Genomic DNA, 22,630 nt, shown 5'->3' on the forward strand with positions numbered 1-22,630 from the left:
TAAGTTTCTCCTGAAGTCGGCGCTTTAGCGTACGGCTTCTTTTATTTTTTCGTTTTCGCGCCTACGTTATCTAGATATTTGAAAAAATATGGCCAAAATCTCTGAGGGGTTCATCTAAAAATGGAATATGATTGCGCTTCTGCGCAAAAACTATGCCTTGTTCCACGAGAGGAGGGAAGTCTGTGGCCCCTCAAGCTGGACCACTTGTAGTAGTGGGTGGAGCAGAGGACAAGCAGAATGAATGCAGAATTCTTAGACATTTTTTGGAACTTGGAGGCGGTCGGCACGCCCGTGTCCTCATTATGACCGTGGCCACTGAGTATCCAATCGAAGTGGGAACGCAGTATATCGAGGTGTTTAAAAAACTGGGCGCAGCTGATGTGCGCACTTTTGACGTTTCTAACCGTAGCGCAGCCAATCGGGATAGTGCGGTGGAAATGATTCGCGATGCCACTTGCATTTATTTTACAGGTGGAGATCAGTTGCGGATTACCAAGTTACTGGGAGGGACACGCGTAGACGCAGCACTTCATGAGGCGCACGCAAACGGCATTCCACTTGGCGGTACGAGCGCGGGTGCATCCATGATGTCAAGTACCATGATTGTCAGCGGCGAGGCGGAGACCAATCCGCGCATATCTATTGTAGATATGGCCCCCGGTATGGAATTTTTAGATGGCGTCGTTATTGACCAACACTTTGCCCAGCGCGGCCGGCTTGGACGACTACTCTCGGCAGTAGCTCAATATCCGCACCATCTTGGTATGGGAATTGATGAAGATACAGCCATTTCTGTGCATCAAGGTGTGCTGCGGGTGATTGGGCGTGGCGCGGTTTCTATTGTCGATGCTGGACAATTGCTTTACAGCAATTTAGATAAGGTTCATCGAGATGAATCACTTGCACTCTGTGGCGTACGCCTGCATGTGCTACCAGATGGATACGGGTTCCATATGCGTCGGCGGGAAGCCATTACAGACTGGTCCGCTTATCGGGAGCAGAGCGACAAGGAGCTGTCAGAATGAGAATCGTCTCTGTACGGCATATTGAAGGGCCTAATTTATTTCTTTATAAACCTATACTTCAGGCCCGTATCCATTTAGAAGAACTGACAGAGCGCGAGAGCAAAGAGTTTCCGGGTTTTCATGAACGTTTGCTTCAACTCTTGCCAGGACTGTCGGAGCACCACTGTGCAAAAGGTCAGCCTGGAGGTTTTTTGGAGCGCCTTGAAGAAGGAACGTATTTTGGGCACATAGTGGAACATGTTTGTATAGAATTGTGTACATTGCTGGAAATCGACGTACATTATGGCAAGACACTCTATGCAGACGGTCCAGGTATATACAATATAGTTATTGAGTGTAAAGCGTATGCTGCGCAAAAATTTCTTCTCTACAAAGCGTTGGAATGCGTAGAAAATCTATTGCAAGGGCAGGCATTTCCCTTGCAGAGCGTATTGCAGGAAGCACAAGATATCCTGGCGGTTACAGAACTTGGCCCCAGTACAAAAGCGATTTTGGAAGCTGCTGAAAGGCGTGACATACCAGTTCGACGGATCGGCGGGCAAAGTTTTCTTCAACTTGGATATGGCCGTTACTGCAAAAGGGTGGTCGCTACCATTACCGATAACTGCTCCGCGGTAGCTGTAGATATCGCATCTGATAAAGAATTGACCAAGCTCGTTTTAGAAGAAGCAGGAATACCGGTGCCTCGTGGTGATGTGGCCGTTACTTCTGAGGAGGCAGTGCAAATCTGGGAACGTCTGGGTCAACCAGTAGTGGTCAAACCGCGTTACGGTAACCAAGGAAGAGGCGTATCGCTCGATCTGAACAGTCCAGAAGAAATCCAAAAAGCGTTTGACATTGCAGCAGAGTATAGCCAGGAAGTCGTGGTTGAGGTCTATTGCCGCGGACAAAATTTGCGTCTGCTTTGTGTAGGCGGCGAATTTGCCGCAGCAAGTCTTAGAATACCTCCTTATGTAGAGGGAGATGGTCAACGGACCGTTAGTGAATTGATTGAAATCTTAAATGAAGATCCTCTTCGGGGCATCGATCATGAGCGGCCGCTGACACGTGTTAAGGTAGATGAAATTGTTCATCAGACCTTGACTCGCCAGGGCTATTCTCTTGATTCTGTGCCGCAAGCAGGTCAACAAGTGTGGTTGAGGGAAAGTGCAAATCTCTCGACAGGTGGGCATGCGAAGGATATCACCGATCAAATTCATCCGCTTCTTAAAACCTTGGCTGCTCGCACAGCCAGAGCAGTAGGTCTGGATGTATGTGGTATTGATATAGTGATGGACAATCCGTTAGCCAAACCATCTTCTTCGAATATGGCTGTCATTGAAGTGAATGCTGCGCCGGGAATTCGCATGCATCAATATCCTACACAAGGACGTTCAAGAGACGTGGCTGATGCTATTGTTGCATCCCTCTTTCCTGACAATAGCAACGGAAGAATTCCCATTGTCGCTATTACAGGCACCAATGGCAAAACGACAACCACTCGTTTGATTGCCCACGCTTTAGAGAGGCAAGGCGTCAGGGTAGGGATGACGACCACAGAGGGAGTCTATATCAATGGCGTACAAGTGATGTCAGGAGATACCACAGGACCGCGCAGTGCCCGTCTGGTTTTGTCCGATCCGACAGTCGATGTAGCTGTTTTGGAAACGGCTCGTGGCGGTATTTGTCGCGGGGGTCTTGCATACGACTTGGCTGATGTGGGTGTGATTACGAATATTACAGCTGATCATCTTGGTCAAGACGGCATTGACACATTGGAAGACATTGTACATGTCAAATCGTTGGTAGCAGAATGTGTCAAACCAACCGGTTGTGTCGTATTGAACGCTGACGACGAGCGTGTTCTTTCTATGCGTTCGCGCATTAAAGCAAAAACAGCCTTGTTTTCAATGCAGACACAAAACCATGAGATTCAGCTTCACTTAGCCTCTGGAGGAACAGCTTATTACTTGAATCGTAAGCAAATTGTTGAGGCGGTTGGGAGCTTTGAATATCCAATTGTATCAATAGAGAAAATACCTCTCACCGTTTTAGGGACAGCCAAGTTTCATGTGCAAAATTGTTTGGCTGCGACAGCGGCGTTGCGCCATCTCGGGTTGACCCGGCAGGAAGTGGCGGCGGCATTGCTCGGTTTTCATGCCAATCAGCATAACACTGGCCGCGCTATGATGTACGAGTTGCCCAATCGGGTAAGGGTCATTCTTGATTATGGACATAATCCTCACGGCTTTGCTTGTGTGACAGAGTGGGTGAAACAGTTGGGGGCCCATCATCTCATAGGGGTTGTGGGTGTTCCGGGCGATCGCGCTGATGAAGTTGTTTACGCTTCTTCAGAGGTGTTGGCGGGTTGTTTTGACTGGACGATTGTGAAAGAGGATGCGGATAAGCGTGGACGACAACCAGGCGAAATCGCCAAAATGATGGCAGAACGTATGCAAAGTTTGGCTCCTCAAAGTGCGTTGCAAATCATTGAAGATGAACTGATTGCTTTTCAGACGGCACTAGATAAGGCAAAAGCGGGAGATATGGTGGTAGCTTTCTACGAAAAATTGGAACCGTTGTTGACAGAACTCAAGTCACGTCAGGCCAAGCCCCTTACACAATGGCAGGCAGACGCCGAACAGGTACCTGGTTACGCAATGGTTTAAGCGCATTTTCCTAGGCTTTTCAACAAACCAGACAAGGAACTTGACTTGGCCTTCGCCACGTCGCATGCTAGAGTGCGACGAGGTGGGGCCTTTGTTGTTGGAGCGGGCGTATGCCAAAATTAATTTAACCCTAAATGTACTTGGAAAACGTCCAGATGGTTATCATGAAGTGGATATGGTCATGCAGAGCATTGATTTGTCGGATGAAGTGGCTCTGGAGTGGTTGCCGGAATCTATGGAAATTGTCATGGAATCACAAGCCACGAGCATACCGCTTGATGGACGTAATTTGGCGGTGATAGCGGCTGAGAAGTTTCTTTCTGCTGCTAACCTTACGCGCGGTGTACGTATTTATTTGACCAAAAATATACCGGTCGCAGCCGGATTAGCCGGGGGCTCGGCTGATGCTGCTGCCGTTTTGCGCGGTCTTAACCGTCTGGCGGGACATCCCTTTTCATTGGACGAATTAGCTGAACTTGGTGCTCAAATCGGATCGGACGTACCTTTTTGTATTTACAACGGCTGTGCTATTGCATCCGGGCGGGGCGAGAAAATTACGCATGTTCAACCTGCCTTGCGCAGTTGGGTAGTTTTATTGAAACCTCCACTTTATGTTTCGACTACAGAGGTTTATCAGTCGATTCAAGCGGATGATTTTAGCAACAAGCGAGTCAGTTCTGCCATGACGGAGCGATTTGCTAAAGGCTGTACACTGGCGGAAATAGAGTCGCTCATCTGTAACGACTTGCAGCCCGTGACCTTTCGGCTCTATCCCGAAGTGGCTCAGCTGCATCGTAAAATGCAGTCGGTGAGTGGATTACCCTGCCATATGTCAGGCAGTGGCCCGACGCTTTTTACGCTGGTTCCTACGCAGTCTGCAGGACAGAGGGTATACAATGCGCTACGCGGGTTTGCCAAGGATGTTTATCTTGCGCGACTTTTTCAGCCAAACAGCGGGGGGCAGACAGGATGAGACGGTCTTCACGTTTGCTGGCTATGGCCAAGCGTCTCTTTGATCGTCCCCATCATGTATACTCTCTTTCGGAATTGGCGGGCAGTGAGGTGGCTGCCAAATCCACGCTCAGTGAAGATGTGGCGTTTTTGCGTGCTTTTCTAGAAGAAACACAGGAAGGTACAATTGAAAGTTTGCCTGGTGCATCGGGTGGAGTGCGTTTCACGGTAGGTATGCCAGAGTCCATCAGACTGCGTTTTCTTGAACGGTTAGCGAGTGAACTTTCTCATCCTTCACGTATGTTGCCGGGTGGGTTTATCTATATGTCGGATATTCTTGGCCAGCCTGATGTATTAGATAACATTGGTCGGATGATAGCAGCAGAAATGGCTAGAGTACAACCCAACGTGGTAGTGACAGTGGAGACTAAGGGAATCCCACTAGCTGTAGCGACAGCTCGCTATCTCGACGTGCCGCTTGTTATTGTCCGTCGCGAGCATAAGGTGACGGAAGGAGCGGCACTCAGCATGCATTATGTGTCCGGTTCGGAACGGCGGATTAGTACAATGTATGTGTCCAAACGGGCGCTCCCAGAACGGGCGCGTGCCTTGGTAGTTGATGATTTTATGAAAGCTGGTGCCACAGCGCAGGCTGTGCGCGCTTTGCTGGCAGAGTTTTCAGTGGAAGTAGTTGGAACAGCGGTCTTTGTAAAAACCGAGGAACCCCAGAAAAAGTTGATATCCGATTACTTGGCGCTCCTTGAGGTCAAAGCAACTCAGTTGGATGGGAGTATATTTGTTCAACCTGTCTATCACGCGTAGCTATCACGTCGTGATATAGTGAATAACGGAATGTCCGGATGGGTTCCCCATTCTTTGTAAGCCTTAGAAGGGAAGGATGAAAAATCATGAAGATGATTGCCACTGAAAAAGCACCGGCGGCCATAGGTCCTTATTCACAAGCGGTGCAATTGGGAAATGTTCTCTACACCTCTGGCCAGATACCCTTGACTCCAGCTGGTGAAATGGTCACTGGCGGAATTGAAGAGCAGACAAAGCAGGTACTGGATAATTTGGATGCAGTGCTACATGCGGCTGGAATGACACGTCAAAATGTGGTTAAAACGACTATTTTTCTTACCGATCTCGCTCATTTTCAAACTGTGAATTCCTTGTATGCACAATATTTTGGCGACCATCGCCCGGCGCGTTCCACGGTTCAGGTGGCTGCTTTGCCACGTGGGGCGCAAGTGGAAATAGAATTGGTTGCTGCTCTCGAATAGAATTTTTTCTAACCTGTTCCAACCTGCCCCTGACTTTTGAGAGGGGCAGGTTTTTTATTGACGAAAATTTTACAAACATTTTGACGTAATAGCAGGAAAAGAAGAACAATATGTAGAAAAATATGCACAGCATGGGGGATGCTTCTACAGCTAAGGGTGGTGAACAGGGTGCAAATTACGGATATACGTTTGCGCAAAGTCGTCAATGATGGACGTATGAAGGCAATTGCTTCAGTAACTTTTGATGGCGAATTTGTTGTTCATGACATCCGCGTCATTGATGGAAACAATGGTATGTTTGTGGCCATGCCGAGTAAAAAAACACCGGATGGTCAGTTTCGAGATATTGCGCATCCCATTTCATCCGATATGCGTCAAAAGATTCAACAGGCTGTTCTGGAAGAGTATTATCGTTCCGATGTATCCGATGTGGCTTTGGAAGAGCCAAGTGCCTGATGATATCGGAAGAGGCGTTGGGGTTGTTGAATAAAAAGTCGTGCAGCAATGCAATGACTGAATTTATGTATAAAAAGATAGACCCTGCCAAATCTGCAGGGTCTTTTCTTGATATCACCTTTCTGATTTACAATAAAAGGAAAAACAATTCTTTATGTAGATCATGTCCAAGTAGAAAACTGAAAGAAATGGTACACAAACTACTCTTAAATGAAATTGAAATTGTTTTGTCCCTTCCTGTACACTGAAATGAGGAATGAATCGCGCTTTCAAAAACATGTGGACTGGAAGTGCGTACGGTTCTCCTATTGAGGACAGACAGGTTTGGTAAGGGGGATCAAGCTTGGGTAGAACTGCCATAGTACTGGCCGGCGGGCTAGGTACGCGTATGAAATCCTCTTTGCATAAAGTGCTTCATCCTGTACTTGGGAAACCCATGATTTTGCATATTTTAGATGAAATTGAAAAAGTACAGGTCGATGAAGTGATTGTTGTTGTGGGTCAAAGCCGCGAATCTGTCATTTCAGTTGTAGAAGGACGGGCAAAGATAGCCGTTCAGGAGCAACAGTTGGGAACTGGACATGCTGTAATGGCGGCGCTTCCCCACGTGAAAGCGGATTCTGACACAGTATTGATTCTATATGGAGATGCGCCGTTGATACAGGCATCCACTATGGAATCGATATTCCAGAAACAGGAGCAAAGTGGAGCGGGAGCAGTGATTTTGGCTGCCCATGTTCAAAATCCGACCGGTCTGGGTCGTGTTATATTATCGCAGAGCGGACAAGTGGAGCGAGTGGTGGAAGAGCGCGACGCAAGCCCTGAAGAGCGTCAAAATCATTTGATTAACACAGGAATTTACTGTTTCCGCACCGAACGCCTGCGGGAAGCTTGCGCTCAGTTACGTCCGAATAACGCTCAGAATGAATATTACCTCACCGACACCTTGCAATACTTACAAAGTATGGGTGTCGATGTATGGGCGCAGATAGCGGATGATGAAGAAGAAGTGGCTAGTGTAAATGATCGTTTTCAATTAGCACAAGTTGAAAAAATTGCTCAGCAAAGGCGTAACTGCGAACTGATGTTGGCAGGCGTCACCTTCTTACAACCGGATTCCACTTGGATTGGAGCCGACGTAGAAATCGAGGCTGACGTCACGCTTTATCCAGGTTGTGTGCTGGAAGGCTGTACACAAATTGCTGCGGGTGCTGTGATTGGGCCATATACTCGTCTGGTGGATGCCCAGGTAGAGGCTGGCGCCGTGGTGCAAAATAGCGTTGTTCTGCAGTCAATCATTGGTGAGGGTGCACAAGTTGGACCTTTTGCCTATATCCGTCCAGGCAGTACTGTGGGGGCGCGAGTCAAAGTTGGCGATTTTGTCGAACTCAAGAACACTCGACTTGGAGCCGACAGTAAAGTCAGTCATCTGGCCTATCTAGGCGATGCAGTCATTGGCGAAAGAGTCAATATTGGCTGTGGAGTCATTACAGTGAATTATGATGGAATGCAGAAACACACTACAGTGGTAGGGGATGACAGTTTCATTGGTTCTAACGCCAACCTCATCGCACCTGTCCAAGTTGGAGAGGGCGCTTATGTCTGTGCCGGATCGACCATTACAGATAATGTGCCAGACGACGGGTTTGCCATTGCTAGAGTGAAACAAGAGACCAAACCACGCTATGTTAAGGCCTGGAAACAGAAAAAAAGTCGCGTTTTGCGCATGGGGAGGGACTCTTGAAGTGAGTTTTGACGGGGATTTAAAACTCGTCACCGGCAACGCGAATCCGCAGTTGGCGCGTGAAATATCGGAATTTGTCGGTGTCCCGCTGGCGGAATGCCAGGTCGGGCGATTTATGGATGGAGAAGTGCAAATTAAGTTGGCAGAAAGTGTGCGCGGTAGCGATGTATTCATCATTCAGCCAACGTCTGCGCCAGTCAACGAGCACTTAATGGAGTTGCTGATTATGGTTGATGCCATCAAGAGGGCTTCAGCCAGCACCATCAATGTAGTTATTCCGTATTATGGTTATGCGCGTCAAGAGCGAAAAGCTCGTGCGCGCGATCCGATAACAGCTAAACTGGTGGCCAATCTCTTAGAGAAGGCTGGTGCAAACCGCGTTATCTGCATGGATTTGCATGCGGCTCAAATTCAAGGTTTCTTTGATATTCCGCTGGATCACTTGATTGGAATGCCCATTTTGGCCAAGTATTTTCTCAACAAGCAATTGGAAAATCCTGTTGTGGTTTCTCCGGATATGGGCGGCGTCACACGTGCCCGCGCGTTTGCTGAACGGCTTGGGGCTCCGCTTGCGATTATTGACAAACGCAGACCAGAAGCGAATGTTGCTGAAGTTATGAATATTATTGGCGATATTCAAAATCGGACAGCCATTCTGATTGACGACATGATTGACACAGCCGGAACTATCACATTAGGTGCCAAGGCGCTTCTCGAAAGAGGGGCAAAGTCTGTTTATGCTTGCTGTATTCATCCTGTTCTCTCCGGCAATGGTGTAGAGCGTTTAGAGCAATCCGATATTCAGGAGGTCGTGGTTACCAATACCATTCATCTGCCAGAAAGCAAGCGAATTGATAAAATTACCGTGTTATCTGTTGCTGAGTTGATTGCCGAAGCGATCATTCGGGTGCATACTCAGCGTTCTATCTCACAACTTTTTGACTAGGCGGTTATTATGAAGTTAATTGTAGGATTGGGTAATCCAGGAAAAGAATATGAATGGACAAGACATAACGTTGGATTTTGGGCGGTTGATACGTTAGCCGCCCGTTTTGGCATGGGCGTGAAAGATTTTCGCGTGAAATTTCAGTCTCTCGTCTCTGAGTATACGTTTGGCGGAGAGAAGATTCTGATGATGAAACCGCAAACATATATGAACGTAAGTGGTGTAGCTGTGGCTGAAGCATTGAATTTTTATAAGATTATGCAACCCGATCGAGATGTAATGGTTATTTACGACGATATGGATTTTCCGGTAGGCACATTGAAATTACGTATATCCGGCAGTGCAGGCGGTCATAACGGAATCAAATCACTGATTGCGCATATGGGAACAAGTCAATTTGCCAGATTGCGTGTTGGCATTGGGCGGCCATTACCTGAACAAACCGTCATTTCCCATGTGCTTGGTCGCTTTCCCAAAACCGAAGAGGATCAAGTGAAGTCTGTTTGCGAGAAAGCGGCAGAAGCAGTTGAATATGCTTTGATGCATTCTTTCCAGGCAGCTATGAATCGCTATAATAGCTGAGCTAACTCACTTTGTTAGGTATGATAGGACGGTTTCGCCCCCATACTAACTAGGGATGATTCCTGGTATGTGTTCCATTGTTGGGAACGCAGGCAAAGGTGGGGTAGTTTATGCGTATTGAATATATCTGCCGACATTGTCGACAAAAAGTAGGCCAGCTAAATCAGCCACACTGGACCATGGCTGACGTGGATGTGCGGCTTGGCTTAGGGCGTCTGACACCAGCTGAACGACTTGAATCTGTACAGATGGACACATACGACGATATGCGGGTGTATACCGTTTGTTCATACTGTGAAAATGCTTTGCGTGAGCATCCAGAATTACTTTTGGAAGGGAAACTTTTGCAATAGGGCCGCTGTTGGAGAGCGCAGGAGGCTTCTCGCGGCTGGTTCTATAACCCGCGTATTCGTTCATCAGATGGAAGACGCGAGTTTATGGTGCGGATTTTTCAGATCCGCCAAGCGAGGAGGAGTCTCATGTTGGAATTGGCGCACATCCTTCTGCAAGATCAAAATTTTGTGGATTTTTTGCAATCCGTCAATCGAACGAATATCGATGCACTGGTGACAGGAGTTGGCGGCAGTGCGCGCAATTTGGCGTATGCAGCTATGTTGCAACACTGGCGCCTGAAACACCCAGATCAATCATTGCTGATTGTCACTCATAGCAGTAGCCAAGCTGACAGTGTGGCAGACGATTTGCGTACGCTTCTGTCAGAAGAGGAAGTCTTTGTCTATCCAGAACGAGAATTGGCTGCCCTCCATACATTGGCCGCCAGTCCAGAAGTTACAGCGTTGCGCCTTCGCGTATTGGATAGACTTTCTTTACGTATGCCAACCGTAGTGGTCACCACCATTCTGGCAGCAACTGAATGGTTGGGACATCCAAAGACATTTCATGAGGTTGTGCGCGAGTATCAAATCGGTATGCAGCTTGATATAGAGTCAGAGTTGACGAGACTCGTCCAAATGGGTTATGAACGAACAGAAATGGTCGAGCGGCAAGGACATTTTTCTCTTCGCGGTGGCATTCTTGACATCTTTCCAGTGGGTCAAGAGCATCCCGTACGCATGGAATTGTTTGATACTGATATTGACTCATTGCGTACATTTGACGCACAAACCCAGCGTTCATTGGAAAATTTGCAAGAGTTTCGCTTGTTGCCAGCTGTGGAACTACTCTTTCCGCAATCTGCTTTGTTACAGGCGGCGGATGAAATTGAAAAATTCATGCACGATCGATTGCGCAGTTTGACAGATTTAGAACAACGTGATCGGCTGCAACAACAAGTGGGCAAAGATATTGAGAAGATGCGACAGGGCCAGCCATTTCTAGGGCAAGCACGGTATATTGAACATTTTAAAACTCATGCGGCCACACTGTTGGATTATTTCCCTGCAGCCACTTTGCTCTGCCTGGAAGAACCGTTGCGGCTTCAAGAACGGGAGAAGTCCGCGCGGCGTGATTTTACAGAATGGCTTGCCAATGCTCTGATGCGTGGTGATGTATTGTCAGCGTCAATCGCTGCACCAGAAACTGGGCGTGTTTATGATGAACCGCGATTCACTCGCATTCATTGGAGTAAATTCCAAAGAGGATCTGGACGTTTTACGGCTCATTTGACGTTGACGACCAAAGACGCCCAAGAATTTCACGGACAGATGAATGTTCTGAAATCAGAACTTGCTCATTGGAAAAAATCAGGTTATCAAGTCGTTTTTCTGGCACCAACTGAGGAACGGGCAGCGCGTATGGAACGCGTTTTTGTTGATTATCGTGTCGAAGCTGTGCGTCCGAAATCCTTTCTGGTCGGTGAGACGCCACAAATTTTAATCGGAGAATTGGCAAGTGGTTTTGAGTTTCCCATGCAGCATTTGGTCGTTGTGACAGACAGGGAAGTGTTTGGGAATCGCCAGAAAGTTCGGCGAGCACGTCTGGAAATGTCAGATGCCGAGCGGATCAAGAGTTATCAGGAACTGAAAATTGGCGATTACGTAGTGCACGTCAATCACGGTATTGGCAAATACGTAGGCATACGGACATTGGAAGTTGATGGTCATCATAAAGATTACCTGCATCTGGTTTACGCCGGGAATGACAGTCTCTACGTTCCCGTAGAGCAGATTGATCAAGTACAGCGTTATATCGGATCGGAGGAAAAAGAACCTAAAGTTTATCACCTTGGCGGCGGCGAATGGTCACGTGTCAAAAATCGCGTATCCAAAACTGTTAAAGATATTGCGGCCGATCTCGTTAAACTTTATGCCAAACGAGAAGCTACGCCAGGACACGCATTTTCACCGGATACACCCTGGCAGGCGGATTTTGAAGCGGCCTTTCCATATGAGGAAACCCCCGATCAATTGCGGGCTATCGAGGAAATTAAACGGGATATGGAACGCGGTCGACCTATGGATCGCTTGCTCTGTGGAGATGTAGGTTATGGAAAAACAGAAGTTGCCATCCGGGCGGCATTTAAGGCGGTTATGGATGGCAAACAGGTGGCTGTGTTGGTGCCAACAACCGTTTTGGCACAACAACACTTTGAGACGTTTAAAGAGAGGTTTGCTGGGTTTCCCATCACAGTGGATGTTTTGAGCCGTTTTCGTTCGCGGAAAGAAGCAACAGCCTGTATTCGCGGGCTGAAAGATGGCAGTGTGGATGTCGTCATTGGGACGCACCGACTGCTGCAAAAAAGCATTGAGTTTAAGGATTTGGGGTTACTCATTGTTGACGAAGAGCAGCGTTTTGGTGTCACACATAAAGAACGGCTGAAAGAACTGCGGGCCAATGTGGATTGTTTAACGCTGACAGCAACGCCCATTCCGCGCACGTTGCATATGTCGATGATGGGTGTGCGCGATTTGTCAGTGATTGAGACACCACCGGAAAATCGTTTTCCCGTACAGACATACGTAATCGAGCAGAATGAGGGAATGGTTCGCGAAGCTCTCGAACGCGAACTGGGTAGAGGCGGTCAAGTCTACTACCTTTACAATAATGTGCAGAGTATTGTCAGTCAGGCGGAACGGTTGCAACGTTTGATGCCGCAAGCAAGAATCGCCGTGGCGCACGGTCAAATGGCGGAAGATGAGCTTGAGCGTGTCATGTTGGAATTTCTTGAAGGAGAAATTGATATTTTGGTCACCACGACCATCATTGAAACGGGATTGGATATTCCAAACGTCAATACTTTGATTGTGCATGATGCTGATCGACTGGGACTATCGCAGTTATATCAATTGCGTGGTCGTGTGGGGCGTTCCAACCGGATTGCCTATGCTTATTTCCTGTATCAAAAAGACAAAGTCTTGACAGAAGTGGCAGAAAAACGTCTACAAGCTATCAAGGAATTTACAGAACTGGGCAGTGGTTTTAAAATTGCCATGCGCGACTTGGCGATTCGCGGCGCAGGCAATCTGCTGGGCGCAGAGCAACACGGCTTTATTAATTCTGTCGGATTTGACATGTATAGTGAAATGTTGGCGGCGGCAGTCAAAGAGTTGCGCGGCGAACAAATAGAAGAGCATCCGGAAGTAAGCGTCGAGTTGCAGGTGGATGCTTATTTACCCGACTCATATATTTCCGATCCGGCGCAGAAAATCAGTATGTACAAAAAGTTCAAATTTGTGCAAACGCCTGAAGCTGCTGATGATCTCGAAGAAGAACTGGAGGACAGATACGGCGATTTGCCTGAACCTGTACGTCATTTGTTGGACATCACGCGCATAAAAGGCTATGCTGTCAGGTGCGGGGTTGACCATATCTCCCAACAGGGAGCGGAGACGGCCATCCGCTTGCTTCAAGATGATAGGCATCGCATCGATTACGCTAAATTGCAGTCGGTTGCAGTCAAACATGCGGCTGCCGTCACCAAGAGGCCCAATGGCACGACCTTTTTGTTACTGCGGACGCGGGGGTTGTCTGACAGTGAAAGATTGCTTCGCATCAAGCGGATCCTTTCGGATTACGCAGAGATGTTGAGTAGTACACGGGAGGTAGAAAAGATTGCAAAGTAAACGCACCGTCCTGTTGTCGCTGGCAACGGCTGCTGTTGTAACCTTGGTAGCCGGCTGCGGGGCGCAAAACGCCGGCAACCATACCACGCAGAATGCCACTCCAACTAGCCTGAATCTTCCTAAACTGCCGACTTATAGCGGTCCTACAGTGGCTACTTACAATGGGGGCACGCTGACCAAGCAGGAATTTGAACAACAGTACAATCTGCAAGTTGTATTGCCCAAGTTGACTGCTCAGGAGTCGAAGACGCAGTTCTTGCAGAATTATATCCTTGTCTATAAATATCTTTATGCTAAGGCAGTGAAAGCAGACAAAACACCCGTCAATGTATCTGAAGCGGAACAATTGACCAATCAGTATATGAGTCAGTTGGTCGGACAAGATTACAAGACACAAGCAGACTTGAATAACGAAATGAAAAAACTGGGCATCACCAAACAAGATTTCGTCACATTGGCGGAAGAGGGACAAGTGTTGCAAAATTATCTGCAGCAGGAATTGAAAAATGTCACCGTTTCAACGACGGATGCACAAAATTACTATAACGCCAACAAATTGAATTACTTGCAGGTGACCGTCAGCGAGATTCTTGTCAAGACGGAGAGTCAAGCTAAGTCGCTGATAGCTGAATTGAAAAAAGACAATGGCAAAAATTTTGCACAATTGGCTGACAAATATTCTCAAGATCCGGGTGTCAAGCAAAATCATGGCACATACGCCAATGCTACAGCCGGTCAATTTGTGCCGCATTTTGCAGAAGCTTGTGCAACCTTGCCAATAGGTCAAATCAGCAGTCAACCTGTGCATACACGTTATGGATGGTTTGTCATGCGAGTGGACAAGCGTCAACAATTACCGTTTAGTCAAGTTGAGAGCAGCATCAAACAACAGTTGTTGCAACAGGCGCAAAATCAAAAAGAGACACAGATTATGGATGATGCCAAGAATAACGTCGATGTGAAAATGACAGTCAAAAGTTCGCAGTTGTAAAATCTGTGTGCATCATTGAATAAAATTTGGCTGTTTGATTCTACGAATGTGCAACAGTATGCCTGAATTGGTGTATAGAGGAATCCCACCCGTCACATACTAACCACACGCCAGACACCGCAGAACTAACTCATGAGGGTGGGGGACTTCACATTGAAAGCTACAGGCATCGTACGGAGAATTGATGACCTCGGTCGTGTCGTAATTCCGAAAGAAATTCGCCGAACGCTGCGTATTCGCGAAGGTGATCCGCTGGAGATTTTTGTAGATCGAGATGGGGAAGTCATTCTGAAAAAATATTCACCAATCGGTGAATTGGGCGATTTTGCAAAGGAATATGCAGAGTCGCTTTCTGAATCCACGGGGCATGTCGCGTTAATTGCCGACAGAGATGTGATTATTGCGGCCGCAGGCACTGCCAAAAAAGATTTTCTCGATCGTCCCATATCCAGTGATGTAGAACAGGCTATGGAAGATCGCAAGACCATTATGAATTTTACGCCTGGGGAATACAGTATTGTTCGAGATATGCCAGAACGTCTAGGTTCGCGTGTCATCGCGCCGATTATTGCAGCGGGTGATCCGATTGGCGTTGTGATGCTTATCACTCGGGATGAAAATGCGAAAATGAGTGAGTTGGAGCGCAAACTTGTGGAAACCGCTGCTGGTTTTCTGGCTAAACAGATGGAACAATGAATTGTCACGTAAATTTTAAAAATGCGTACCGTCTGACGTAAGCAACAAAATACGAGAAAAAATCCCGTCCAAAGCCGAGACGGGATTTTTTCTGATTCATCAATGGGACTAACTGGCCCACTTTGTCCATAGGATGTTGAAAGAATCTATGGATAGGGGAGAAGGCGTATGAAACGGCGCGGTTTTGTCCATGGCGCCATGCTCCTGGCCGGGGCTGCCATGCTTTCTAAATTGCTCGGATCGGTCTATACCATTTTCTTGCAAAATATTATTGGCGATCACGGTATGGGGCTGTTTCAAATGGCCTATCCTGTTTACTCGACACTCCTTGCTGTAGCAACAGCAGGTTTTCCGGTTGCAGTTTCCAAGCTGGTTGCAGAAGAGTTGGCCCAAGGACATACACAAGCTGCTCGCCGCACATATCAAATCTCTGCTTTTTTTCTTTGCGTGCTAGGCGTTTTTGCCTTTCTGGTGCTGTACATTTTTGCGCACACCTGGGCAAAAATTGCTGGCGATCCTTCTGCTACGCTGGCGATTCGCGCGATTTCTCCAGCGCTTTTGATTGTGCCATTGCTCAGTGCCATGCGAGGTTATCTCCAGGGGCATGAATGGATGGAACCAACTGCAGTTTCACAAGTCATGGAGCAGTTGGTCAGGGTAATCACGATTTTGGCTTTATCCATTTATTTTATGCAAGCCGGGTTTGGTGCTGCTACAGCTGCCGCTGGAGCGGCTTTTGGTGCCGTGACGGGTGCGGCGGCCGGTTTGTTGACCATGATGTTTTATCGCAGGCGACAACCGGTTTCTAAAATGTCGGATCGACATCAAATTCCATGGAGTCGACTGCTACGCCGTCTGATTTATTATGCCTTGCCGATTTCCCTGGGAGCTTTGGTGATACCTCTCATGAACAATGTGGACGCACTCACTGTCGTGCATTTATTGAAACAGGCGGGCGAAACACAGCGAGAAGCTACCAGTGCTTTTGGCTTGTTGGCAGGAAGGGCTGCAAAATTGACACTTTTGCCTATTACGCTGGCTTCGGGTATTGGCATTGCGGTGATGCCAGCCGTCTCTGCTGCTGCCGCTCGACAGGACATGCGCAGCGTGCGCAATCATGTGCAAGTTTCTCTACGCATGACCGCCATTCTAGCTCTTCCGGCGACCGTCGGTCTGGTTTTACTGGCACGTCCAGTGGATATTGTCCTTTTTCAAAATTCGGATGGCTGGAATGTAATAGCTTGGCTTTCCCTCTCCATTCTATTTGCCAGTTTGCAGACCACAGCAGCGGCAGTTTTGCAGGGAGCAGGTATGGTATACTTGCCCGTAATTCATCTATTGGCGGCAGCTTGTCTGAAGGTCGTACTCAATCTATTGTGGATTCGACAACACGGGTTAGTAGGTGCTGTTTGGTCTACAGATATAGCCTATTTGTTTGCGTGTCTACTCAATTTGCTTGCCATTTCGCGCCGTCTGGGTGGATTGAGTCTCTCCGATTTTGGGTTTCTGCCCATTGGTGTTTCGGCATTTGTCATGGGAGCTGTAGAATTCGCTTTAGTTCGTGCCTGGCCTCTCTTGCAAAGTGATACGGAGAGCCGATGGACAGTTTCCTTGGCGCTGATGGCGGCTATTGTACTCGGCGTACTCGCTTTTTCCATAGCGGCTGTTGCCAGTAACGCTTTGCAGGAAGAGGAAATCGAACGAATACCTAAAGTTGGTCCACGTTTGCTCTCGATTTTCTCGCGAATGGGATTGACACGCAGCTAAGTTAGAAAAGGCTCCTAAGGGGATGAAAAAATGCTGATTGAAGTCGTGGGGCTTGGTCCGGGTGATGAAAGTACCATGCCGCTTTCTACATGGAAAACATTACAAGAATCTCGTTCACCCATTATTTTGAGAACCAAAATTCATCCATCCGTTCCTGCTCTTACAGAAGCAGGCATTTCCTTTACAACGTTTGACCATCTCTACGAGCAGCATGGCGACTTTGAAACGCTTTATGAACAGATGGCGGAAGAATTGCTACGTTTAGCAACACAGCATAAGAAGGTGATTTACGCTGTTCCTGGTCATCCGCGGGTTGCTGAGCAATCTGTGGAATTGTTGCTGAAAAAAGCGACTGCCTGCGGAGTGGACGTGCATGTTGGGGCTGGACAATCTTTTCTCGATCCGCTTTGCACAGCTATCGGATTAGATCCGATTGCTGGACTCCTGCTCTTAGATGGGACTCAATTACATATAACTGAATTGCAACCGGGAGTTCATACGCTGATAGCTCAAGTCTATTCACCAGCTGTTGCCTCAGATGTGAAATTGACACTCATGGAAGTTTATCCTGATGAACACGAGGTCACAGTTTTGAGTGCTGTGGGTGTTGCCGGGGAAGAGAGCGTCACTTCTGTCCCGCTCTATGAATTGGACAGGCTGACAGAGATTCATCACTTGACGACAGTCTATGTTCCCCCCGTGCAAAATTTATCAGAAAAAGCTCGGCATCCATTATATCTTGCTGACATTGTGGCTCGCTTACGGCACCCTTTGGATGGCTGCCCATGGGATTTGGCCCAGACGCATGAAACATTGATTCCCTATGCCACCGAGGAAGCCTATGAAGTGGCTCAGGCAGTTTTAGAGGATGATCCAGCACATTTGCAAGAAGAGTTGGGCGATTTATTGCTTCAAGTTTTGTTGCATGCGCAAATTGCAGCAGAGAACGGAGATTTTACGTTGCAAGATGTGTTTTTTGGACTGGCAGAAAAACTCGTCAGGCGCCATCCTCATGTATTTGGTCAACAATCAGCCAGCAATGCAGAAGAAGCCGAAGCGATGTGGAAGTCTGCTAAGGCAGAGGAGAAACAGCGAGACTCCCTGTCCCTGGAAGGAGACGAGACGCCACTGTCGCTCATGAGCGATGTACAGACTGGACAAGACGCACTCAACTATGCGTTTGACGTACAAAAAAGAGCGGCAAAGGTCGGATTTGAATGGAATTGTATAGAGGATGTTTTAGAAAAGCTGAGAGAGGAAATAATTGAGTTTGAAGAAGCGCTTAACCAGAATGATTCTAAAGCTTTGACAGAGGAATTAGGGGATTTATTTTTTACTCTGGTTAATTTGTCGCGTTGGTTAAAGATGCATCCAGAAATGGTTCTTCGTAAGGCGGTAATCAAATTTGTCCGCAGATTTGAAAGGGTAGAGCAGGCTGTACATGAGAGTGGGCGAACATGGCAGGAGTATCGTTTGGATGAATTAGATCAACTGTGGCAAAATGCGAAATTATGATCTGAATGAATGAAAAGCAGGAATTTGGCGGGAAAACACGAATATTGTTCCCGACATTCCCACAAAGGGGGCACTTTCCAGTGAATAAAGCAGATTTGGTCAATAAGGTTGCGGATAAAACCGGACTTAAGAAGAAAGATGCGGAAGCTGCTGTGAATAGCGTCTTTGAAAGTATTGAAGAAGCGCTTCGCGAAGGAGAAAAAGTTCAGGTCATTGGTTTTGGAACCTTTGAAACCAGAACGCGCGCAGCGAGGTCTGGCCGCAACCCGCAGACGGGTGAGACGATTGAGATTCCTGCTGCCACTGTACCAGCCTTTAAGCCAGGCAATAAACTGAAAGATCTGACTCGCTAATTGCGTCTAGACAAGTTTCTCAAGGTTTCGCGCTTAGTGAAAAGGCGAACACTGGCTAAAGAATTATGTGACGCAGGGCGTGTGTCTTTGGGAGACAGGGTGGCAAAGGGTAGTAGCCCAGTTCAAATTGGGGATATTTTGTCTATTCGTTATGGACATAAAAGAATGACCGTAGAAGTGTTGCAGTTGATGGACAATCCCCGCAAAGAACAGGCGTCGTCCCTGTATAGGGTTCTTTCCGAAGAACGTCTTGAGCAGGTGAATACTCATTTTGTGGATGATGAAGAATAGACCCTTTGTATCACTGGGGTATGGTTTTCTTTCTATCCATAAGCAAATGATTTTCAAGAGTTAACTGATAGGAATCAGTAAAAATTCATGGAGTCAAGAGCCTCCAAATTCACTGTTTGAAAAGTGGATTTGGAGGCTCCTGTATTTAGAAAAAAGCTTTTGCCATTTTCGGTTCTAAATTTTGCTCCCCATCCATAGCATGATGAAAGGACGGGCAGGCGAGGACTGGAGGTAGGCGTATGGCAGAATTGTCCACGCATCATATCCATTTGGATGGTCGTAGACGTGCTGATATCACAGGCGTTTCCAGCGTGGAAAGTTTCGATGTACATGAATTCACTCTGAAAACTACAGCCGGAATGTTGCAAGTCAAAGGCGCGAATCTCCATATGAAACATCTCGATCTTGAATCTGGACAGGTTATTATCGAAGGGACAGTTCATGGTATGCAATACATTCAAGAGAACAAGAAGAAGAGTATTAGTTCTCGGTTCAAGTGGTAAACCATGATGAATTCCAGCATGTACCTATTTACAATCAGTGCATCCGGATTTTTGATGGGCTGCGTATTCGATATTTATAATACCATTCTCTCTGAGCATCCTTTGTTGAGATGGTTGCGAACGTTGGCTGATTTGCTGTTTTGGCTTGTTTTTGCTGTGTGGGTCTATCATTTCTGTCTGGTGACTGATGAAGGAAGATTTCGCATTTACACACTCGGTATATTGTTGTTTGGATATGTGGTATATCGTCTGACATTGCGTAAATTGCTGTTGGGGAGCGTTGCGCTGTTAGTGAAACTGACGCGCATGATCTTTCGTATCGTTTGGCGAATCGTTTACGCAGTCGTGATTTGGCCGTTGCTCGCCTGCTGGAGGATTGTCTGGCGAATATGTTCTATTGCTTATTCAGTTCTTCAAAAATTAGAGAATATGCTGGTGACATTTTTAACTTTTGGACTGAAAATTCTTTTTTGGCCACTGAAAAGACCTTGGGAAAAGTTTAAACCCATGTTCTTGCCGTTTTTTGGGCACTGGGAAGGATTCTGGACAAAACTGTCGAACATGTTGAAACATCCACCGAATGCAGCATAAGCATAATGGAATGGCGTATGTTGCTTTTCATGAGACAGGGAGCGGTTCGCTTTGCCCAGACAATCTTCATATGCTTCACGTCAAGCTGCCCCGGATGTTGCACCCAGGATTTTCGTCCGCAAACCTTGGAGAAAGTTTTTGCGTCTTCGTTATGTGGCACTTTGCGTCGTGTTTGCGTATGCGGTTATTCACTATGAAACAGTGCAGCGCCCCATTCTTCAGCAATTGGAAGTGCAACATCAACAACTCAACAACCAGTTATCTCAGTTGAAAACGCAGAATACTTATTTAAAGAATCGAGTTCAGCAACTCAATAATCCTAGTTTTATTGAGAAATACGCAACCGATCATTTTGGTCTGATTGTACCGGGACAAATCCCGTTCACTGTTGCAAATTCCCAGCACTAAAGCGTGAGGGATGACAGTCTAAAATAAGACCATGATAAAAATGAATCGGTAAATGGGGCAATTTAAGGCGGTTTGCTTGACACCAATTTTTCGTCTTTTCTATACTGTAGAATGGAAGTCTCTAAAATCCTAAGGAGGAAGCTCGTCTGTATGTCCATTGAGGTCGGCAGCAAAGTGTCTGGCAAAGTTACTGGTATAACAAATTTTGGCGCATTTGTCCTCTTGCCCGGAGGCGAAACGGGTCTTGTTCACATTTCGGAAGTTTCCAATAGTTATGTGAAAGATATTCGTGAGCATTTGCAAATGAATCAGGAAGTACTCGTTAAAGTAATTAATGTCGACCCAAGCGGCAAAATTGGTTTGTCCATTCGTCAGGCAGATGACCAAGCGCCAGCAGCCCGTCCAACCCGCGAGGGGAATTCTCGAGGTCGTAGCGGTGGTCACCACAATCAACAGAGAATGTCGTTTGAAGATAAAATGTCCCGCTTTATGAGAGACAGTGAGGAACGTTTAATGGCTTTGCGTCGCAGTGAATCCAAACGCGGGGGTCGTGGCGGTCGGCGCGGATGACAGCAGGCGAGCCTATCATTTCAGATTAGATTGTCTGTTATAGTCGTTGATAAGGGCACTCCATAGAGGAATGCCCCTTTACTTTTTGGACAGAACCGCGCGTTCGGTCATCGTTCTGGTACATGCTGTCCTGTCCATTTTTTGACTGATGCATTCTGGAGAATGTAACTGGTTTATCCAGACATTGATTGGTGGTATTCCATTCAAAATAACTTGACACAAGGAGAGAATCAGATGGAGGAACCCTATTTTCTTCAGTACCAACTTTCCGACGATAGAGTTGTGATGTTGCAGTTCTCCAACATAAACGATAGGGACGGCTGCCATATCTCTCTTGATATGTACAAAGCCCAACTGGGCCCTGTTACTCAAGCTGTGATGGAACGCATTTTAGCTAAGTTTCAGGGCACAGTGTGGGGAGGATTAGACCAATCGTAATGACTATCCCGCCTCTGGCGGTATCGATAGTACGCTTCATTGAGCATCACAATCGATTGAACGTCACGATTATAAAAAGCTCGTTTCAACTGCTTGCACAGCCAATCAGGCATCGGTATTCCTCCGTCCTGAGTGTGATGTGCCTCTTGCATACGCAAAGGCAGATTCAATGACCTCTGCTCTATCATACGCATGGATAGCTTGTCACGCGCCACTTGCAGACGAATTTACCGCTTGCAGCAAAATATCAAAGCGGCTCTGCACTTGGCGTGTTTGCACGCCAGCCTTTTCCAGTAATTCGATGGCATATGTGTTGGGGCGGTAGTCAAATTCAAAGCATACTTCACGTATGCCAGCTTGAATCAAACTCTTTGTGCAGTTTAAACAGGGCCGATGGGTTACGTAAAGCTGAGATCCGTCCACAGCAATACCTAATTTTGCACACTGCAGCAAGGCGTTTTGCTCGGCATGAATAGCGCGTATACAATGACCATCTTCCATCTTGCAACCCACATCGATGCAATGAACGTCCCCTGCTAGAGAACCATTGTAACCACTGGCCACAATTCGCTTATCGCGAACAATGACACACCCAACCGCCAATCGGGCACAGGTCGAACGAAACGACATGACTCGACTTTGTGTGGCAAAAAACTCATCCCATGACATCCTTGGTGTTTGTGTGTTCGATGAGGCAAAATTCATGGATAAGTCATCCTCTCTATAAAAATCGTCCGTTAAACCTTCAAGAAACTTGGCAGATGATGTCGGAAGATTTTATCTTGCAACCTCCTTGGTTTGACAAAATCAGCGTCATGCTCCGCCTATACTGGTCATACAAATAACAGGA

The 22,630-nt window shown here is 47.1% G+C and carries 23 protein-coding genes; 21 read left to right on the forward strand and 2 right to left on the reverse strand.

Annotation, left to right across the window (positions count from 1 at the left end; genetic code table 11):
• Window positions 1-182: 182 nt before the first annotated feature.
• From ACOJUR_RS01945 to ACOJUR_RS02045, 21 genes are all read left to right on the forward strand, one after another.
• A complete protein-coding gene (locus ACOJUR_RS01945; RefSeq protein ID WP_238413599.1) occupies window positions 183-1,025 on the forward strand; it encodes a cyanophycinase in 843 nt (280 codons plus the stop codon).
• Entirely contained in the window at window positions 1,022-3,673 is a 2,652-nt protein-coding gene (gene cphA, locus ACOJUR_RS01950) for a cyanophycin synthetase (protein ID WP_420949114.1), read from the forward strand. The genes ACOJUR_RS01945 and cphA overlap by 4 nt, the downstream gene beginning before the upstream one ends.
• A gap of 94 nt (window positions 3,674-3,767) precedes the next feature.
• Window positions 3,768-4,646, forward strand: coding sequence for a 4-(cytidine 5'-diphospho)-2-C-methyl-D-erythritol kinase (gene ispE, locus ACOJUR_RS01955; RefSeq protein ID WP_341350427.1), 879 nt, complete (start codon window positions 3,768-3,770; stop codon window positions 4,644-4,646).
• Window positions 4,643-5,446: a pur operon repressor gene (purR, locus tag ACOJUR_RS01960; RefSeq protein WP_306955577.1), complete on the forward strand. Its 804-nt coding sequence runs from the start codon at window positions 4,643-4,645 to the stop codon at window positions 5,444-5,446. Before ispE ends, purR begins: the two co-directional genes overlap by 4 nt.
• Before the next feature lie 86 nt (window positions 5,447-5,532).
• Entirely contained in the window at window positions 5,533-5,907 is a 375-nt protein-coding gene (locus ACOJUR_RS01965; RefSeq protein WP_203114928.1) for a RidA family protein, read from the forward strand.
• A gap of 168 nt (window positions 5,908-6,075) precedes the next feature.
• On the forward strand, window positions 6,076-6,363 hold the full coding sequence (spoVG, locus tag ACOJUR_RS01970; RefSeq protein ID WP_072873621.1) for a septation regulator SpoVG: 288 nt from the start codon (window positions 6,076-6,078) through the stop codon (window positions 6,361-6,363).
• 343 nt (window positions 6,364-6,706) lie between these two features.
• A complete protein-coding gene (gene glmU, locus ACOJUR_RS01975) occupies window positions 6,707-8,107 on the forward strand; it encodes a bifunctional UDP-N-acetylglucosamine diphosphorylase/glucosamine-1-phosphate N-acetyltransferase GlmU (RefSeq protein ID WP_420949115.1) in 1,401 nt (466 codons plus the stop codon).
• Window position 8,108: 1 nt separating this feature from the next.
• Window positions 8,109-9,053, forward strand: a complete 945-nt coding sequence (locus ACOJUR_RS01980) for a ribose-phosphate diphosphokinase (RefSeq protein WP_072873617.1) — start codon at window positions 8,109-8,111, stop codon at window positions 9,051-9,053.
• Window positions 9,054-9,062: 9 nt separating this feature from the next.
• On the forward strand, window positions 9,063-9,635 hold the full coding sequence (pth, locus tag ACOJUR_RS01985) for an aminoacyl-tRNA hydrolase (protein WP_072873611.1): 573 nt from the start codon (window positions 9,063-9,065) through the stop codon (window positions 9,633-9,635).
• A 110-nt stretch (window positions 9,636-9,745) separates the two neighbouring features.
• Window positions 9,746-9,988 carry an anti-sigma-F factor Fin gene (locus ACOJUR_RS01990; RefSeq protein ID WP_072873610.1) on the forward strand — a complete coding sequence of 81 codons (243 nt, stop codon included), beginning with the start codon at window positions 9,746-9,748 and terminating at the stop codon, window positions 9,986-9,988.
• A gap of 126 nt (window positions 9,989-10,114) precedes the next feature.
• Entirely contained in the window at window positions 10,115-13,657 is a 3,543-nt protein-coding gene (gene mfd, locus ACOJUR_RS01995; protein ID WP_420949116.1) for a transcription-repair coupling factor, read from the forward strand.
• On the forward strand, window positions 13,647-14,648 hold the full coding sequence (locus ACOJUR_RS02000; protein ID WP_072873608.1) for a peptidylprolyl isomerase: 1,002 nt from the start codon (window positions 13,647-13,649) through the stop codon (window positions 14,646-14,648). The genes mfd and ACOJUR_RS02000 overlap by 11 nt, the downstream gene beginning before the upstream one ends.
• A 153-nt stretch (window positions 14,649-14,801) precedes the next feature.
• Window positions 14,802-15,344: a stage V sporulation protein T gene (gene spoVT, locus ACOJUR_RS02005; protein ID WP_072873607.1), complete on the forward strand. Its 543-nt coding sequence runs from the start codon at window positions 14,802-14,804 to the stop codon at window positions 15,342-15,344.
• Window positions 15,345-15,512: 168 nt separating this feature from the next.
• On the forward strand, window positions 15,513-17,111 hold the full coding sequence (locus ACOJUR_RS02010) for a putative polysaccharide biosynthesis protein (RefSeq protein WP_072873606.1): 1,599 nt from the start codon (window positions 15,513-15,515) through the stop codon (window positions 17,109-17,111).
• 30 nt (window positions 17,112-17,141) lie between these two features.
• Window positions 17,142-18,626 (forward strand): bifunctional methyltransferase/pyrophosphohydrolase YabN, encoded by a 1,485-nt coding sequence (gene yabN, locus ACOJUR_RS02015; RefSeq protein WP_420949117.1) that lies wholly within the window; start codon window positions 17,142-17,144, stop codon window positions 18,624-18,626.
• 80 nt (window positions 18,627-18,706) lie between these two features.
• Window positions 18,707-18,979 carry an HU family DNA-binding protein gene (locus ACOJUR_RS02020; protein ID WP_420949118.1) on the forward strand — a complete coding sequence of 91 codons (273 nt, stop codon included), beginning with the start codon at window positions 18,707-18,709 and terminating at the stop codon, window positions 18,977-18,979.
• A complete protein-coding gene (locus ACOJUR_RS02025) occupies window positions 18,980-19,270 on the forward strand; it encodes an RNA-binding S4 domain-containing protein (protein WP_420949119.1) in 291 nt (96 codons plus the stop codon).
• 239 nt (window positions 19,271-19,509) lie between these two features.
• On the forward strand, window positions 19,510-19,773 hold the full coding sequence (gene yabP / locus ACOJUR_RS02030; RefSeq protein ID WP_072873602.1) for a sporulation protein YabP: 264 nt from the start codon (window positions 19,510-19,512) through the stop codon (window positions 19,771-19,773).
• Between the two features lie 3 nt (window positions 19,774-19,776).
• Window positions 19,777-20,364, forward strand: coding sequence for a spore cortex biosynthesis protein YabQ (gene yabQ, locus ACOJUR_RS02035; RefSeq protein ID WP_072873601.1), 588 nt, complete (start codon window positions 19,777-19,779; stop codon window positions 20,362-20,364).
• 51 nt (window positions 20,365-20,415) lie between these two features.
• Window positions 20,416-20,772, forward strand: a complete 357-nt coding sequence (locus ACOJUR_RS02040; RefSeq protein ID WP_083574116.1) for an FtsB family cell division protein — start codon at window positions 20,416-20,418, stop codon at window positions 20,770-20,772.
• Between the two features lie 150 nt (window positions 20,773-20,922).
• Complete coding sequence (locus ACOJUR_RS02045) at window positions 20,923-21,342, forward strand: S1 domain-containing RNA-binding protein (protein WP_072873600.1); 420 nt, start codon at window positions 20,923-20,925, stop codon at window positions 21,340-21,342.
• 401 nt (window positions 21,343-21,743) lie between these two features.
• Here the strand turns inward: ACOJUR_RS02045 and cmpA are convergent, their stop codons facing one another.
• Together cmpA and ACOJUR_RS02055 are read right to left on the reverse strand one after the other, a co-directional pair.
• The gene (gene cmpA, locus ACOJUR_RS02050) at window positions 21,744-21,995 is read right to left on the reverse strand and encodes a cortex morphogenetic protein CmpA (protein ID WP_420949120.1); all 252 of its coding nucleotides are present in this window, start codon (window positions 21,993-21,995) and stop codon (window positions 21,744-21,746) included.
• Window positions 21,985-22,485, reverse strand: a complete 501-nt coding sequence (locus tag ACOJUR_RS02055; RefSeq protein WP_072873598.1) for a ComE operon protein 2 — start codon at window positions 22,483-22,485, stop codon at window positions 21,985-21,987. Before ACOJUR_RS02055 ends, cmpA begins: the two co-directional genes overlap by 11 nt.
• Window positions 22,486-22,630 lie beyond the last annotated feature (145 nt).

Origin of the sequence: Alicyclobacillus tolerans (assembly GCF_048984885.1) — a bacterium.
In the GTDB taxonomy this organism is placed as follows: Bacteria; Bacillota; Bacilli; order Alicyclobacillales; family Alicyclobacillaceae; genus Alicyclobacillus_I; species Alicyclobacillus_I tolerans.

What these genes read in the sequence shown, in the direction of transcription:
- yabN (WP_420949117.1), top strand. Translation starts at nt 17,142, where the DNA reads ATGCTGATTGAAGTCGTGGGGCTTGGTCCGGGTGATGAAAGTACCATG.
- yabP (WP_072873602.1), top strand. Translation starts at nt 19,510, where the DNA reads ATGGCAGAATTGTCCACGCATCATATCCATTTGGATGGTCGTAGACGT.
- ACOJUR_RS01965 (WP_203114928.1), top strand. Translation starts at nt 5,533, where the DNA reads ATGAAGATGATTGCCACTGAAAAAGCACCGGCGGCCATAGGTCCTTAT.
- purR (WP_306955577.1), top strand. Translation starts at nt 4,643, where the DNA reads ATGAGACGGTCTTCACGTTTGCTGGCTATGGCCAAGCGTCTCTTTGAT.
- ACOJUR_RS01990 (WP_072873610.1), top strand. Translation starts at nt 9,746, where the DNA reads ATGCGTATTGAATATATCTGCCGACATTGTCGACAAAAAGTAGGCCAG.
- pth (WP_072873611.1), top strand. Translation starts at nt 9,063, where the DNA reads ATGAAGTTAATTGTAGGATTGGGTAATCCAGGAAAAGAATATGAATGG.
- cphA (WP_420949114.1), top strand. Translation starts at nt 1,022, where the DNA reads ATGAGAATCGTCTCTGTACGGCATATTGAAGGGCCTAATTTATTTCTT.
- yabQ (WP_072873601.1), top strand. Translation starts at nt 19,777, where the DNA reads ATGATGAATTCCAGCATGTACCTATTTACAATCAGTGCATCCGGATTT.
- ACOJUR_RS02045 (WP_072873600.1), top strand. Translation starts at nt 20,923, where the DNA reads ATGTCCATTGAGGTCGGCAGCAAAGTGTCTGGCAAAGTTACTGGTATA.
- ACOJUR_RS02055 (WP_072873598.1), bottom strand. Translation starts at nt 22,485, where the DNA reads ATGAATTTTGCCTCATCGAACACACAAACACCAAGGATGTCATGGGAT.
- ACOJUR_RS02010 (WP_072873606.1), top strand. Translation starts at nt 15,513, where the DNA reads ATGAAACGGCGCGGTTTTGTCCATGGCGCCATGCTCCTGGCCGGGGCT.
- mfd (WP_420949116.1), top strand. Translation starts at nt 10,115, where the DNA reads ATGTTGGAATTGGCGCACATCCTTCTGCAAGATCAAAATTTTGTGGAT.